This is a genomic window from Pseudomonas sp. S2_A02 (genome assembly GCF_054668495.1).
The window spans coordinates 131,520-147,291 of the sequence record NZ_CP162776.1 but is presented as its reverse complement, the minus strand read 5'-3'; the positions used below and the strand labels follow the sequence as shown (position 1 = coordinate 147,291).

General features: G+C 57.7%; 12 protein-coding genes and 2 pseudogenes. 6 read left to right on the top strand and 8 right to left on the bottom strand.

The features are described 5' to 3' along the window. Positions 1 to 189 precede the first annotated feature (189 nt). The 4 genes and pseudogenes from AB4O41_RS00585 to AB4O41_RS00570 all read right to left on the bottom strand — a co-directional run. Positions 190 to 903 (bottom strand): annotated as a pseudogene (locus AB4O41_RS00585) (response regulator transcription factor); the annotation flags it as partial. A 684-nt stretch (positions 904 to 1,587) separates the two neighbouring features. Further along, positions 1,588 to 3,006 carry a TolC family protein gene (locus AB4O41_RS00580; RefSeq protein ID WP_460145753.1) on the bottom strand — a complete coding sequence of 473 codons (1,419 nt, stop codon included), beginning with the start codon at positions 3,004 to 3,006 and terminating at the stop codon, positions 1,588 to 1,590. Beyond that, positions 3,003 to 4,316: an HlyD family type I secretion periplasmic adaptor subunit gene (locus tag AB4O41_RS00575; RefSeq protein ID WP_460145752.1), complete on the bottom strand. Its 1,314-nt coding sequence runs from the start codon at positions 4,314 to 4,316 to the stop codon at positions 3,003 to 3,005. Before AB4O41_RS00575 ends, AB4O41_RS00580 begins: the two co-directional genes overlap by 4 nt. Then, positions 4,297 to 6,078 carry a type I secretion system permease/ATPase gene (locus AB4O41_RS00570; RefSeq protein ID WP_460145751.1) on the bottom strand — a complete coding sequence of 594 codons (1,782 nt, stop codon included), beginning with the start codon at positions 6,076 to 6,078 and terminating at the stop codon, positions 4,297 to 4,299. Before AB4O41_RS00570 ends, AB4O41_RS00575 begins: the two co-directional genes overlap by 20 nt. Here AB4O41_RS00570 and AB4O41_RS00565 point away from each other — a divergent pair. Then, entirely contained in the window at positions 5,990 to 6,436 is a 447-nt protein-coding gene (locus AB4O41_RS00565; protein ID WP_460145750.1) for a DUF1329 domain-containing protein, read from the top strand. The genes AB4O41_RS00570 and AB4O41_RS00565 overlap by 89 nt on opposite strands. Positions 6,437 to 6,540: 104 nt before the next feature. Here the strand turns inward: AB4O41_RS00565 and AB4O41_RS00560 are convergent, their stop codons facing one another. Together AB4O41_RS00560 and AB4O41_RS00555 are read right to left on the bottom strand one after the other, a co-directional pair. Beyond that, positions 6,541 to 7,944, bottom strand: a complete 1,404-nt coding sequence (locus AB4O41_RS00560; protein WP_460145749.1) for an MFS transporter — start codon at positions 7,942 to 7,944, stop codon at positions 6,541 to 6,543. A gap of 256 nt (positions 7,945 to 8,200) precedes the next feature. Beyond that, a complete protein-coding gene (locus tag AB4O41_RS00555; protein WP_460145748.1) occupies positions 8,201 to 8,464 on the bottom strand; it encodes a DUF2798 domain-containing protein in 264 nt (87 codons plus the stop codon). A 126-nt stretch (positions 8,465 to 8,590) separates the two neighbouring features. Between AB4O41_RS00555 and AB4O41_RS00550 the strand changes: the two genes are divergently transcribed. After that, the gene (locus AB4O41_RS00550) at positions 8,591 to 9,517 is read left to right on the top strand and encodes a LysR family transcriptional regulator (RefSeq protein WP_460145747.1); all 927 of its coding nucleotides are present in this window, start codon (positions 8,591 to 8,593) and stop codon (positions 9,515 to 9,517) included. 106 nt (positions 9,518 to 9,623) lie between these two features. Here AB4O41_RS00550 and AB4O41_RS00545 read toward each other — a convergent pair whose 3' ends face one another. Next, positions 9,624 to 10,640 (bottom strand): AraC family transcriptional regulator, encoded by a 1,017-nt coding sequence (locus tag AB4O41_RS00545; protein ID WP_460145746.1) that lies wholly within the window; start codon positions 10,638 to 10,640, stop codon positions 9,624 to 9,626. Between the two features lie 131 nt (positions 10,641 to 10,771). Between AB4O41_RS00545 and AB4O41_RS00540 the strand changes: the two genes are divergently transcribed. The 3 genes and pseudogenes from AB4O41_RS00540 to AB4O41_RS00530 all read left to right on the top strand — a co-directional run. After that, positions 10,772 to 11,956, top strand: coding sequence for an acetyl-CoA C-acyltransferase family protein (locus tag AB4O41_RS00540; RefSeq protein WP_460145745.1), 1,185 nt, complete (start codon positions 10,772 to 10,774; stop codon positions 11,954 to 11,956). A gap of 13 nt (positions 11,957 to 11,969) precedes the next feature. Further along, the gene (locus tag AB4O41_RS00535) at positions 11,970 to 12,821 is read left to right on the top strand and encodes a 3-hydroxybutyryl-CoA dehydrogenase (RefSeq protein ID WP_460145744.1); all 852 of its coding nucleotides are present in this window, start codon (positions 11,970 to 11,972) and stop codon (positions 12,819 to 12,821) included. Continuing rightward, positions 12,808 to 13,449, top strand: a pseudogene (locus AB4O41_RS00530) (TetR/AcrR family transcriptional regulator); the annotation flags it as partial. The gene AB4O41_RS00535 and the pseudogene AB4O41_RS00530, both read left to right, overlap by 14 nt. A gap of 103 nt (positions 13,450 to 13,552) precedes the next feature. On the opposite strand, the gene AB4O41_RS00525 reads toward AB4O41_RS00530, so the two are convergent. Continuing rightward, positions 13,553 to 14,323 carry a class I SAM-dependent methyltransferase gene (locus AB4O41_RS00525; RefSeq protein WP_460145743.1) on the bottom strand — a complete coding sequence of 257 codons (771 nt, stop codon included), beginning with the start codon at positions 14,321 to 14,323 and terminating at the stop codon, positions 13,553 to 13,555. A 239-nt stretch (positions 14,324 to 14,562) separates the two neighbouring features. On the opposite strand from AB4O41_RS00525, the gene AB4O41_RS00520 reads away from it, so the two are divergent. Then, a complete protein-coding gene (locus AB4O41_RS00520) occupies positions 14,563 to 15,267 on the top strand; it encodes a class I SAM-dependent methyltransferase (RefSeq protein WP_460145742.1) in 705 nt (234 codons plus the stop codon). Positions 15,268 to 15,772: the final 505 nt, after the last annotated feature.

The window sequence follows — 15,772 nt, the reverse complement described above, 5'->3', positions numbered from 1 at the left end:
GAAACGCGCGTAAAAAGATGCGAGGGTGGCGCAAGCCACCCTCGCATGATTTTTTGCAGTTCCAACAGGAGATCCGCACGCTCGCATCAACCTGGGCCCCCTGCGGCAGGCCACCGACGAGACCGGAGATACAGTGTCGGCCCAGGCGCGCCAGAGGGTGTCAGAACGTCTTTTTTGACGTGCAACCAAATCCATTTCCACCCAAGTGGACTCGGGTGGTTTTTCATTGTTGGTGAGCCCGTGCTTCAGCGCATACATCAGCAAGTCGATGCGGTTGATGAGATTAAGCTTTTGATAAATGTTGCTGAGGTGGTTGTGCACGGTGTGCTCGCTGATGCCCAGGCGCCCGGCGATGCTCATGTACTTGGCGGACGGATCCCCCACAATGGCGCGAATCAGTTCCCTCTCGCGCAGCGTCAGCCGCGCCTGTTTCGCCTGCTCCAGATTGCATTTCAAGTGTATATGCCCGGTCGCGGCATAGCCGGAAAGCCCACCGGCCCAGGCCCTATCCTGTCCGGTGTCGCGGTGGTGGACCGTGATGATGGCCTGGATGATCGATTCCGTCGGGTCTTCCGCCAGCACAATGCCGCGTGCACCCGCCTCTATTGCCTGGGCAACGGGGACGGCTTCGTACAGGCCCTTGAGCACCAGCACTTTCATTTCGGCGCTGCGGGTGAGTCCCGCAACGACCTCCAGTGGGTTCAGCGCATCCGGAAAGAAACTGAAAAAAATCACATTGGGACGCAACTGATCGGCAAGATCCAACGCATTGGTATAGGTGGTGGCCTGGCCGCTCACTTCCATCTGAGGCTTCCTGGCATTGATCAAGTCTTGAAGGCCCATGAGAACGAGGGGACGACAATCGATCAGCATCACGCGTATTGGTTTTCTGTGGGTCGTCATTACTTTCCTGACTCCCGTGAAGATTTGACTACGACCTCCCTCCCTTGGCCTACATAGATCAGCAGCTCCCTCACCTGGCCACCGTGATCGAAGGACAGATGCGAGCGCCGACAGGCCTAATGGTGCCCACCCGGCTATTCATCCCTGGGGGACACTTCCACTGGCTTCACCGGCAGGCGTTGCGGATGTTTCCAAAAACCGGGCAAAGCCATCGAGGCAACATAAATAGGAATAATCATCAATAGCTTGCGCATGATTGATGTGCTCCCTCAAGCCGCTGAACTGAGTCTAGGCCAGACCAGCGCGCTGCCAGCTCTCCTATCCGCCAGTCGTCGACTCAAGCCTCCTGCGAGTAGCGCGTCCGATGCTTCCAAGGCCCTTCCTGCCCTAGAAAATCAAGGTGTTAGGCTTGTCGGGGGCAACCTGCGGCCAAGGTCTGACCACGACAAAAATCGTCAATTAACCGACGAATGGTGCGCACACAAGTACAACCGTAACACTGGCGTCAATTTATCGGCGAAATTTGCCTCGCCCGAGCCATTGAAATCTCCCAGCCTGGGGTTTCGCCACTGGTTTTTCCTTCCGGTGCGCTGGGTTACAGCATGACTGCGGTGCTCGAATTTTTGCGATAACGCCACAACAACCACCGCCTGAGCTGCCGGAGGTTATGGCGCAAATTGGCGTTCAGTGAGGACGGGGGGATATTGAGGCAGAATCAGGGGATGTGAGGTTTTGGCTAAAGCTGCCGGGACTCAACCAACCATTAACGCTTTCGACACTCTCGGCAGGCGGCTTTCCCGCCCAGCGATTGAGCGAAAGGACATTAGTGACGAACTCGTACTGCGACTTGAGTAGGTCACGACGAGCCCGGAATTCGTTGCGTACGCTGGTCAGTACATCGACGGCATTGACCATTCCGTAACTGAGCGCTTTCTCTGCGGCCACTCGGGACAGCTGTGCCGAGGCCAGGGCATTTCGGCTCGCACTGATCTTTTCTCCGCTCGAATTGGCAGTCAGGTAAGCGCTAGTGATCTCCTTGACCACCCGGCGCCGGATTGCTTCCAGTTCCTGCTCGGCGGTAATCTGATCCTGATAGAGCCCACGGACCCGCGCCGAGGTCGATCCGCCGCTGTACAGCGGCACCTGAAGGCCAACACCGGCGACGTAACTGTCGGTGCGTGGCGCCAGGGTATTGTTGTAGCCCTCGTTGGTCTGTTGTGCGCTCAGGGTAAGGCTCAGGGTCGGATAGTGCCCGCCCTTGCCACTGCGCAACGCAGCGCCTGCTGCTTCGACGCCGCTCTCGTTGGCCTTGAGCGCCGGGTTTAGCGCTATACCGTCGCGGACCCAGCTTTCCATACTCTGCGCCGAAACCCGTAGTTGCACGTCATCGCGAATCCGGTTGAGCTTCTCCTTGACCGGCCGGCCGACGATCTCCGCCAGTGCCTCGCGACTGATACTGGCCTGGTTCTGGGCATCCAGTTCCTGCGCCGCCAGCAAATCTACCCGGGCCTTGAGGTCGAGCTGATCAGTAATCATTGCCAGCTGCTTTTCGTACAACGCATTGACTCGGTCCAGACTCTTTTGCGTGGTTCGACGCTCCGCCCTCACCAGTTCCAGTTCATCTTCGGCCGCCAATGCGGCGAAGTAACGCTGGGCCAATTCCATTGTGGCCTCGGCTTGGGCTTCGAGCGCCTGCGATTCGGACTGCTTGGCCAGGCTTTTGAATTTTTGGTAGTTCTCCCACGCGGCCTTGTTGTAGAGGTACTGACGCAGCACCAGGCTGTAGTTTTCGCTATCGTAACTGCGCTGCACCAGTTCGTTCTCCTGATGAATCCGATTCGTCCCTGCATTGAGCGAGACTTGCGGCAACAGCGAACCCAGGGCCTCGCGCTGATGTTCCTTGCCCGCCTGCGCTTGCGCATAGGAGGCCAATACCCGCGGATCCTCAAGCCGTGACTCACGGTACAACTGCATGAGGTCGGTGGAAAACGTCGAGGCACTGACCCCGGTCGGCGTGGCTGCCGTGGTTTGCGCCAGGGCAACGGTGCCCAGTACAAGCATGAGCAGACCACCGGGCAACGCTGCAGGTACTCGCACGATCATTCCTCGATCATCGATTGAGCGATGGCATTGCGAGCCGGCTGCATCAGGTATTGCAACAGCGTACGTTGCCCCGTGATGATCAACACATCCGCGGGCATCCCCGGCAGTAATTTGCGCTCACCCAAGGTGTGCGCGCCCTTCTCGGTTACCCGCACCCGCGCAAGGTAATAGGCCGTCCCGGTCTTTTCGTTGGTCAGCCGGTCCGCCGAGACACTGCTGACCTCGCCTTCGATCACCGGAGTGGTCGCACTATTGAACGCGCCGAAACGGATGTCGGCACGCTTGCCGATGGCGATACGATCAATATCCACCGGCGCGACCTGGGCCTCTATGACCAGCTCGGAAACCGAGGGAACGATATCCAGCAGCGGCGTCGCCGGGCTCACCACACCACCAATGGTGTGCACCGTCATGCCAATCACCATGCCTGCGTCGGGCGCGCGGATGACAATACGACTGAGCCGGTCTTCCAGGGACGAGGTTTTCTCTTGCAAGTCGTACATCCTGGTCTGAACCTCGGCCAGCTCCTTGACCACCTCGGTACTGAAATCCTTGTCGATTTGCAGAATCTGCAGCTGCGTTTCGTTGATCTGCAGACGAGTCCTGTTAATCGCGGAACGGTGATCAGCCACTTCCGACCTGAGCATCCCCAGCTTGCGTTCCTGCTCGAGCAGGCGTTGTTTGTCAACGAACCCTTGCTTGAGCAAGTCGGTCAATTCATCGATTTCACCGCTGTAGGATTTCTCCAGATGAACCTTGGCACCAATCATCGATTCCAGTCCCTTGATCTGTTGACTCAACTGCCCAATGCGCTCGCGCAACACCGAGATCTGACCCAGCCGCGAGCCCTGCCGGGCGTTGAATACCTGGGTCTCGCCCTGGCGCGCCTCCACTCCTCGCAGACTGTCCGGATCGGCTATCTCCCCAAAGCTGATCGCCGAAAGTGTGTCGCGCTCGGCTCTGAGTCTTGCCTCCATGGCTCTGGTCGCGACCAACTGGCCTCGGGTCATCTCGTATTCGAAGCGCAACTGGGCATCATTGAGAATGATCAGCGGATCACCACGCTTGACGATGTCACCGTCATGGACCAGTACCTCTTTGACGATACCCCCTTCAGGATGCTGAACCGTTTTGCGGTAAGTCTGCACGGTGACCACCCCCGGCGCGTAAGCGGCTCCGTCGAGGGGCGCGAGCGCCGCCCAGGTGCCGAACAGGCCAAAGGTCAACCCCACAATACCAATGCCCAGGCGGCGTGCTTTACGATCAGATGTCGGCAGGCCGGCGAAGCTTTCAATTTGACGACTGGGCATCGTAGGGTTCATCGGCATCGCCCTTGCTGGTTTTGACCGAAGTCATGCTGGCGCCTGCCGACATGGCGTGTTTTTGTGCCTGCTGTTTCTGCGCGAGTTCGGCGAGCACATGCTCGCGCGGCCCATAGAGACTGATAACCCCTGCGTTCATCACCATGAGTCGGTCAAGTTGCGACACGATGTTGGTTCGGTGGGTAATGACAAACAGGGTCGCGCCGTTCTGCTTGAGCTGCTGAATGGCTGCCACCAGTGCGCGATCACCGACTTCGTCAAGATTGGAATTGGGCTCGTCGAGAATAATCAGCCGCGGGTTGCCATACAGGGCACGGGCCAGTCCGATGCGCTGGCGCTGCCCTCCCGACAGCATGAGGCCCTCGCTGCCAATGACGGTGTCGTAGCCATCGGGCAACTGCAAAATCATTTCGTGAACGCCAGCGGTCCTGGCAGCCAGAATGACTTGCGCCGAGTCGACCTCGGCGAAACGGGCAATGTTCTCGCTGATGCTGCCTTCGAATAATTCAATGTCCTGGGGCAAGTAACCTATATGCGGCCCAAGTTCATGTTTGTCCCACGCGCTGATGTCCGCGCCATCGAGCCGGACCACGCCATGTTGCGGCACCCATACACCCATCAGTGCCCTGGCCAGGGTGGACTTGCCCGCTGCACTTGGACCGATGATTCCGACAACGCAGCCAGCAGGTACGCTGAAACTTATGTTGTTGATGATCGGCGTTTTCGAGCCAGGTGCCGCGACTACCAAACTCTCCACCTGCACGTGTCCCTGAGGCGCAGGCAATGACATACGCTCGGGCTGAGCCTGTTGTTTGTCGAGGATTTCGTTGAGACGGCGGTACTGCGAGCGGGCCGCAATAAAGCCTCTCCAACTGCCGATGATCAGATCGATGGGGGCCAATGCGCGCCCTAGCAGCACGGACCCGGCAAACACCAAGCCTGCCCCCACCTGATGGTCCACGGCCAGATACGCCCCCAGACCAAGGATCAGTGACTGCACCAGGATCCGGAAACTCCTGGAAAGCGTGCTGATTATGGCTCCTCTGTCGCTCGCCTGTGCCTGCAGCAACAGGACATTTCTTTGACGATGTCCCCAACGGTCCATGAGGGTTTCAAGCATGCCCATGGACTCGATGACTTCGGCGTTGCGCAGATTTTTCGTGGTATAGAGCGTCGCGCCAATATGTTCCTTGTTAGCCTGGGCCAGCGTCGGCCCCGTCAGCCTCTCATTGATAAACGCGAGCAATAACAGCAACAGCGCACTGCCCGTCGCGACCCAGCCAAACCAGGGATGAAACATGAACATCACAGCGATATAGATAGGCAACCAGGGCGCATCGAAAAAAGCGAACAATCCAGGACCGGAGAGAAACTGTCTCAAGCCCGTCAAGTCGTTGAGCGACTGGGCCGAGGCATCCATCCCGCCACTGTCCAGAGCCCGTTTGAAGCTGGCCTTATAGACTTGGCGACTGAGCAACACATCCAGCCGGGTACTGACCCGAACCATGATGCGCGAACGAACCCACTCCAGGGAGCCGAGCGTAACCACCAAACCGGTCATGATCAGCGTCAGCATTGCCAGGGTTGTCAGACTTCCGCTGGTCATCACTCGCCCATACACCTGAAGCATATAGAAGGTAGGCACGAGCATTAGCGCGTTGATGAAAAGGCTGAAAAAGCCCACAGAAATAAAGCTGTCTCTACAGGCTTTCAACGCATTTTTCAGGCTGTTTTCAGGTGTGCTTCGCATTGAAACCCCTGCTCGTAAAAACCATCTTTTGGAGCTTAGATCATGCCGAACGACTGTGTGGAGCAATTGGCCGGATCACCTCAAACAACGCGCATTAGCCATGCAGCGACCCGGTGGTGCGAAGCGCAAGATATCGGCGACTTCGACGCCCGGATGCGCTACGACGCGGCTGGAGAGAGGTTTCTGGTTCGGAGTTACCGGCCAACTAGCAGGATTGCCAGGCAAGCGCAGCCTTCGTCGTGCGCCCTCCTTCGCTTATGGCAATCCGATGGTCGGCACCGACAGCCGGTACTTCGTCGACCAGATCAACCTATTCAGCGCGGCGATGGAGTGTTACGACAGTCAGGGAGATGAGTAGCATCACATGTGAGGGGTGGAGGCTCAGAGGAAGGGGTCAGGTCACGCACCGCGACGAAATCCATCGCAGTGCGTAGCGCTCGCTGGTTTACGGGTGCCAGCTGTTTACAGATCGGTGATTTCCTTATGGCGTGGTACCAGCGCCTTCATTACGCTCCATGCCACCAGATAGGCCAGCGCACAGATGGCAAACATGATCATGTAGCCGGTATGAATATCACCGATCAGCTTGTAGTGATCGATCACCCAACCGCCGATCTTGGTCATCACTACGCCGCCCAAGCCGCCTGCCAAACCGCCAATACCGACCACCGAGGCGATGGATTTTTGCGGAAACATGTCCGACACGGTGGTGAAAATGTTGCACGACCATGCCTGGTGCGCCGATGCGCCCACGCCAATCAGCAGCACTGGCACCCAGAAACTGATGTAACCCAATGGCTGCGCCAGTAACACCAGCAGCGGGAAGAAAGCGATCACCAGCATGGCTTTCATGCGACCGTCATACGGCGCGTCGCCGCGTGACATGAAATAGCTGGGGAACCAGCCGCCGCCAATACTGCCGACCATGGTCATGCTGTACAACACGGCCAGCGGCATCACGATGGCTTGGCCTTTCATGCCGTATTGCGCCGATAGATAGGTGGGAAGCCAGAACAGGAAGAACCACCACACACCGTCGGTCATGAATTTACCGAAGGCAAAGGCCCACGTCTGACGGTAGGTCAGCAATTTGAACCACGATACTTTTTTATCGACGACACCCGGTACCGGGCGGGTGACCACCTGCACGACCTGATCGCTGCGGATGTAGGCCAGCTCCTGCGCCGACAGGCGTTTTTGCTGCTCCGGTTTCTCGTACAGCGCAATCCATACGCCCACCCAAACGAAGCCCAACATACCGATTACGATGAAAGCCGCTTCCCAGCCCCATAGGCTGGCGATCAGCGGCACGCAGATCGGCGCCAGGATCGCGCCCACATTGGCACCGGAATTGAAAATGCCGGTGGCAAAGGAACGCTCCTTCTTCGGGAAGTATTCTGCGGTGGCCTTGATTGCGATCGGGAAGTTGCCCGCTTCGCCTATTGCCAGCACGGCGCGCGACACCATGAAACCTGCGATCGAAACCGGAATCATGGCAATGCCGAACGCGCTGAACACGGCACCAATCCCCTCACCCATCGGCACCGCAAAGGCGTGCATGATCGCGCCGGTCGACCAAATGCCGATCGCTACCACATAGGCGGTCTTGGTGCCGATCTTGTCGACCACGCGGCCGGCAAATAGCATGGAAATCGCGTACACAAACTGGAAGACAGAGGCGATATTGGCGTAATCGCTATTACTCCAGCCAAATTGCGTCGATAGGTCCGGCGCCAACAGACTCAATACTTGGCGGTCGAGGTAATTGACGGTGGTGGCAAAAAACAACAGCGCGCAGATCGTCCAGCGATATTTGCCGACGGCCTGGCCGACTCGCTGAGCATTGATGGGCTCGTTCAGATTCATGGCATCACTTTATTGTTGGATTAGGGTGATGATTGCCGACGAATTGTCTGTCGTCGTACAACTTGGCTTTTTATATCGAGTCCCCTACCACCCTGTCAATCGGAAAAATGGCCGTCTGTCTCAAAGACATGTGGGTCCATATCCCGCAAATGACGCGGGAAATGCTGGCCGATAGTCCTTCTATTTTCCCGGTATGGTGACCACAACTTTTCAATCATAGTCATACGATCACTGCGCATTCCCCACTTTTTCTCTCTCAGTGGACTTGCACGGTCCACGCCACAAGTCGGGCGACGAATGGACGCACGATGAGCACGCAGACGAATGCCGAAGGCATTGCCACCTGGTACGCATTCATCACATTCTCCATGTAATGTTCACCTATTCCGAATTCAGCGATTGTGATGACGAGACACATGAGAAACGCCATGATAGTGGCCATGTAAAGCGCAAAGACGTAAGGCGTCGTGTGTTTAGGCAAGCGAAAACGTGCAGTATTTCTAGCTGTTCTATCAGTCATCGATTTGAGCCTTGTCGATCTTGAGTGGCGAGAGCGGCTAACTTAGCAAGCTGCCAAACACGCCGGTAGACGCGTTACGCTTGAATCATTCTTAAGAAAAATCAACGAATCGAGCATGGGGACCCGATGGATATTCTTGGTTTGATCAATACCTATATCCGTGTCGTAGAAAACGGCAGCATCGCGGCGGCGGCCCGTGCCCAAGGCATGAGCGCCGCGGCGGTCAGCCAGAGCATCACGCGGCTCGAAGCCCACTTGGGCGTGCGCCTGCTCTCTCGTACGACCCGGAGCATGGCGCTCACCGAAAGCGGCACTCGCTATTTCGAGAAGGTGCGCCACATTCCGGGCGATATTGATCTCGCCTCGCAAGCCGCCACTGTCGAAACCAAGCCGCATGGGCCGCTTTGCATCGCCACCACCGCGGCATTTGGTCGGCATGTACTCGCGCCATTAATGCCCGCATTCAAGGACGCCTATCCGCGCATCAACATCGAACTGATCAGTACGGATCGCAGCGTCGATCATCGGCTGGAGGGCGTCGACGTCAGCATCCGTATTGAAGCGCAACTGAACGATCAGCTCATTGCCCGGCGTATCGCCTCGCGTCCTTTCGTGTTCTGCGCGTCACCCGCGTATCTCGACCGCGCGGGCATCCCGACAACACCTGGGGAGCTGAAGCAACACACTTGTCTTGTCTTTCGCTATCCAACTGATGGTCGTTTTCTGCCCTGGACCTTTGTACTCAATGGCAGCCGTTTCGAAGCCAAAGTCAATTCGGGCTTTATCTGCGATGATATTGATACGATCGCGCAGATTGCTGTAAACGGCGGAGGGATCGCACGCCTCGCCAGCTTCGTCGCTCAGCCATTGATCGACAGCGGCCGACTACTGCCATTGTTCGAGCCGGGCAATCGCAATGCAGCTTGCGCAGAGCCTGAACCGATGCACATCTATGCCTGCGTCACCGAGCGATCGGCTTTAAATGCGAAGGTGCGCGCGTTCATCGATTTTCTTGAACGAGAGATGCAAAGCCAGTCGCATGTGCTCGCCTAAGCAGCCGCACGACGAGTTCGACTCAATCTGCGGCGATCTGCGCGATCAGGACGCAACAATCGACTGGGAGGAAATGGCTACGCGATCCGCGCTGCCGACCAGGGGATCATTCAGAACCCTCCTGAAACCGCGCCCGATACCGCCCCGGGCTCTCCCCCGTCCATTTCTTGAACGCCCGATGAAACGCACTGGGCTCCTGAAATCCCAATTGTTCAGCAATATCGCTGATGCTCGCCTTGCTCTGGCGCAACCGTTCAAACGCCACCACGCGCCGCACTTCATCCTTGATTTCCTGATACGAACAACCTTCACGTCCCAGTTTGCGGCGAAAGGTGCTGGGGCTCAGGTGCTGCTCCAGGGCGAAGGCCTGCAAGGTCGGCCATTCGCTGTAATGACTATGGCGCAGGCGCTGATGAACCTGCGATGTCAGCCCATGCTGATTGCGAAAGCGGATCACCAGCCATTGCGGTGCGGTGCGTAAAAACACTTTCAGCGAGGCAAGGTCTTGAATCACCGGCAGCCGCAGATAGTGACTGGCGAACTCGATTTCGGTGCGTTCGGTGCCAAAGGTCAGGTTGGGACCCCAGAGCATGGCATCATCACGCAGCGACAAACGCTGATGACGAAAGTCCGCACGATCGATCGGAATGCGCCGCCCGCCCAGCCAGCACAGCAGGCTGATCATCAACACCAGAAACGTTTCTTCGCCCAACCGGCTGACCTCGCTGTTCTGCGAACAGGTCTGCAAGCTGATGACCACACGCTTGCCGCGCACACTCAAGGTGCCGCGAAAATCACGCAGGAACAGGGCGAAATTGGCCAGGCACTGACGCATGGCTTTTTCCAGTGTCGGCTCCTGAATCAATGCCCGACAGATCAAGGCAAAACTGCCTGGTGGCATTCCGTGGGAGTCCAGCTGGAAAAACTCGTCGTTCAATTCACGAATCTGCACCAGCCACAACGCGGCGAAAGCCGTGGCCGGCACCCGTGCCGTCGGCTGGTCCATCAGTGCCGGATCAATTCCCACCTGTTCAAGTACTGCCCGCAGACGCTGCGGTTCCTCACGTAATGCATGGATCATGGGGTACATGAAGTAAACCGCCACCGAATCCGTTTCCCGCATTTGAATGCCTCTCTCGTCACATCTGAATATGGCAAAAAACGCCATCACCCTTGAACAGTTTTGGCATAGGCCTGTGGCGCTGCTGATTCTAGACTCGTGCCCAACAAAAAAGACCTATTCAGAGAGCCGACATGAACCATTCCGATATTTTTGTAGTGAGCGCCGTCCGTTCTGCCATCGGCAGCTTTGGCGGTTCACTCAAGGATGTGCCGCCTATTCAGTTGGCAACCGACGTTTGCCGCGCCGCTATCGAACGATCAGGGCTGGCGCCCGAGCACATTGGCCATGCGGTGATGGGACATGTGATCCCGACCGAGGCCCGCGATGCCTACATCTCCCGGGTCGTAGCGATGAATGCCGGCCTGACCAAAGAAACTCCCGCCTTCAACGTCAACCGCCTTTGCGGTTCGGGTTTGCAGGCGATTGTCAGTGCCGCGCAAAGTTTGATGCTGGGGGATGCGGGCGCTGCGCTGGCCGGCGGCGTCGAGTCCATGAGCCGAGGCGCGTACTTGTTGCCGCAGGCGCGCTGGGGCGCACGAATGGGCGACATGCAGGCCGTCGACTACATGCTTGGGGCATTGCAAGACCCGTTTGCCGGTTTCCACATGGGTATCACCGCTGAAAATATCGCCGAGCACTATGGCATCTCGCGCCAGACCCAAGATGAATTGGCGCTTCTCAGCCAGCAGCGCGCTGCCCGGGCGATTGCCGAAGGGCGTTTTGCCGGGCAGATCGTGCCGATCGAAATTGCGACCCGTAAAGGGACGGTGTCGTTTGCGACGGATGAGCATGTACGGGCCGAGGTCAACGCCGAGCAATTGAGCCGCATGAAACCGGCCTTCAAAAAGGACGGTAGCGTCACCGCCGGCAACGCATCCGGCCTCAATGATGGTGCCGGCGCACTGATCATGGCCACGGGCCAAACTGTTCAGGAACAAGGCCTCAAGCCCATGGCCCGACTGGTGGGTTATGCCCACGCCGGCGTTGAACCTTCAATGATGGGGCTGGGCCCGATTCCCGCCACCCGCCTGGTGCTCAAGCGCGCCGGTCTGACCGTTGCCGACCTTGATGTGATCGAGTCCAACGAAGCCTTCGCCGCCCAGGCCTGTGCCGTAGCGCAAGAACTGGGCTTCGATCCGCAGAAGGTCAACCCCAACGGGTCGGGCATCTCGCTGGGCCATCCGGTAGGCGCCACTGGCGCGATCATCGCCACCAAAGCCATTCATGAACTGCATCGCTGCCAAGGCCGTTATGCCCTGGCGACCATGTGCATCGGCGGCGGCCAAGGCATCGCCGTGTTGTTCGAGCGGGTTTGATAAGGACATGCGCATGAATCTTCAGAACATTGGCGTCATCGGCGCCGGCACTATGGGCAATGGCATCGCGCAAGTCTGCGCACTGGCCGGTTTCAACGTGACCTTGATCGACATCTGCGAGAGTGCCTTGCAAAAGGCAATCGCGACCGTCGATAAAAACCTCGATCGGCAGGTCGCCAAAAACACGCTGACGCATGAGCAAAAGCTCGCTGCCCTCGACAAGATTCGCACCAGTACCGATTACAACAGCCTGCAAAACGTGCAAATGGTGATCGAAGCCGCCACCGAAAACCTCGACCTGAAACTGCGCGTGCTGCAACAAATCGCCGCGCAGGTCAGCGCCGACTGTGTGATTGCCTCGAACACGTCGTCGCTGTCCATTACTCAACTCGCTGCCAGTGTCAGTCAGCCTGAGCGCTTCATCGGTCTGCATTTCTTCAACCCGGTGCCGGTAATGGGTCTGATTGAAGTGATTCGTGGCCTGCAAACCAGCGATGCCACCCACGCCTTGGCGCTGGACATGGCGACCACACTCGGCAAAACCGCAATTACCGCGGGCAACCGTCCGGGTTTCGTGGTCAACCGGATTCTGGTGCCGATGATCAATGAAGCGATCCTGGTGTTTCAGGAAGGCCTGGCCAGCGCCGAAGACATCGACGCCGGCATGCGCCTGGGCTGCAACCAGCCGATCGGCCCGCTGGCGTTGGCGGACCTGATCGGCCTGGACACCGTGCTGGCAATCCTTGAAGCCTTCTACGACGGCTTCAACGACAGCAAATACCGCCCCGCTCCACTGCTCAAGGAAATGGTCGCCGCCGGCTACCTGGGGCGCAAAACGGGGCGTGGCTTCCATGCCTACGCCTGAGCGTTGCTCGCGCTTCGCCGAATACCGGGACAAGGTGCTGGAGCTCTTTGCCAGCAAGGGTTTCGGTCAGGTCGGCATGCGTGAGCTCGCGACCTGCCTGGGGCTCGCCCCGGGCTCGCTGTATCACCATTACCCCAGCAAGCAGCACATGCTGCTCGACCTGATCGAGGAGTTCTACGAAGAGCTGCTGGCCACCCTGGGGCGCATCGGACAAGCGGCCCCGGCAAAACGCGACAGACTCAACCAATTGATCCGCGCGCACCTGAATCTGCATCGGGAGATGCCCTGGCATTTTCGTCTAGCGGAGCGCGACAGCGGCTGCCTGAATGAAGAGCAGCAGGAACGGGTCCGGCAACTGCGCGAGCAGTACGAACGCAAGTTGCTGCTGATGCTCGGCATCCGCCCCCGATTCAGTGAACAGGGCCGGATGGCCGCCGGTCACGCCATTGCCGCCTTGCTCAACAGTGCGCCCAGTTGGCTGACGCACTATTCGCTGGATGAACAAGAGCGCGATAACCTGATGGAAAACATGGTGAGTGGCGCCATCGAGCGGTTGCTGGTGCCAAAACGCACACATGAAACGATAAGCCTCGCCCCGCCTCTAGAAAAAATAGCTAAAAAAACCCGGGACATCCGCCGCGGTTTAGCGCTTTGCTACGCGAGTCGATGCCATCGAAACTCACTGACGAATCCATGCGTCCAGCACGATTTAGCAGGCGGAATCCTGTCAATCAATCCAAACGGCGACATAGATAAGCTTGGGTTTGATATGGGAATTCAATAATTTCACGCCCGCGCAAGGATGGGTGAGTTTCGATCAGGTACTGCAACTGCTCGGTCACTTTCGCCTTTTCGGCAGAAGGCAGAGCGGCGATAAAACTGACCGACAAGAACCGGTCAATGATGACTTCCTGGGCACTACCTGAATGCGTGTATCGAAAGCAGGTCAGTTCGGGGGTAGAGAAGTGGCGCCCCGTGAATGGTAACCGCCAGAGTCCGGTATGAAAGCGCGGAGTATCGCCTTCGTACGGAGTAATGATGTCCGTGATGGCTGCAACCCAGTCCACCGACTCATCGCGTACGTTCCAGATCAGCCCCAGTCGGCCATTCGGTTTGAGCACTCGATGTATCTCGGCAAGAGCCCTTTCGTTTGCAAACCAGTGGAAGGCCTGGGCGCATACCAATGCTTGTGCTGTTCCAGATCCGACCGGGATGCATTCGGCCCTCCCCTCCAGAATCCTGATGCCCGGTAGACTCTTGGCAAACTCGGTTCGCATAGCCTCAACAGGTTCGACTGCAACAACATCGATCTCCATGGAACTCAACAATCGAGTGAATTTGCCGGTGCCGGCCCCTAAATCGATAACCGTCGATCCCGGAAGGATTTCGAGTGCTTCTCTAAGCCAGGTATGTAGTTCGACTGGATAGCTCGGGCGCCCCTTGACATAGGTGCCGGCTTGCGATGAATAGCCGATCTGAGCAATTTTTTGAATACCTGCCATAAGCCGTACTCCAGCGTTTCGTTCGCAGCACGTACATTCTACCCCGCTATAGGTGGACATCTTCACCTTAAGCGTCGGTATTGAGGATAGCCCGGATGCTTGCGCCACAGAATAGCGCTTGTACCTTGCGGGGGCTTATCGATCATTTCGACCGGACGCAGGTAAAGCGTTACCGAGAAGGTCTGCTCCACCCGCATTTATCCTATCCTTTCATCCACCCAACAACTCCGGACATCGAAATGCCTGCTCCCGAATCCACCCTCCTCCAGAGCTGGCACCACAACGCCCAATCCTGGATCGAGGCTATCCGCACCGGCACCATCGAAAGCCGCCTCAAGGTCACCGACCAGGCAATCCTGCTGGCGGTATTAAGCCGCCAACCCGAGCGTGTGCTCGACCTGGGCTGCGGCGAGGGCTGGCTGTTGCGGGCGCTGGCTGAACGGGCCATCGAGTCGGTCGGTGTGGATGGCGATGCGACGCTGGTCGAGGCGGCGCGGGCGGCGGGCTCTTCGCGGGTGCATTTGGCGAGCTATGAAGCGTTGGTGGAAGCGAAGGTGGATATCGGCAGCAACTACGACCTGATCTGCGCCAACTTCGCCCTGCTGCACCAGGACATCATCCCCCTGCTCGCCGCCATGAACGCCCTGCTCGCCCCTGGCGGCGCGCTGGCAATCCAGACGCTGCATCCATGGACTGCGGCGGCGGGCAACTATCAGGATGGTTGGCGGGAGGAAACCTTTGCCGGCTTCAAAGGGCAGTGGCAACCCATGCCGTGGTATTTCCGAACATTGTCCAGTTGGCTCAATGCGCTGGACATGGCCGGTTTTCGGCTGGCCGGCCTGCAGGAGCCGCAACACCCGCAAAGTCCTGTGCCGCAGTCGTTGCTGTTGGTGGCTGAGCAAACCACCCACTACCGCGAAAGTACTCGCGGCAGCGGGTGCTGACTGACAGGTGGAACTCACGCCCCGTCGGGATAGTTGCTTTTCGATTAAAGGTGGAAGACTTGCAAAAATGGAGTCATATCGATCAATACCGATAGGTTGCCTGCACTGAAATTCCATGCGCACTATTTTCGTAGTTGGCACTGTATTCCGGTTGAAGACCGGAGTTGTTCGACTGCTTAACTGAGGCTTTAGGTCGGTCCACCACCAATGGACACGTAATCATTGGTTCGATAGCAATGCTGGGTTGCAGGGTTATTTCCTTGGTCATGCTGTTGGACCATTCCCTGACGCATGAAGAGCCTGGATGTTACGGGCATGATTTTATGAGTATCAACGCGTTTTTCAGACTCCGTTCAGGGCATCGATACCACGGGGCTGCGGTGTTGAGTGATCGTTTATCCCGCATAGACGCACTCTGCTCCGTACCAGGCAATGCCCCACCACCATGAAAATACAGAGGGGCGTTTTCGCATCCTGCCCGAGGTCTGAGCCTCGGACATGCGAA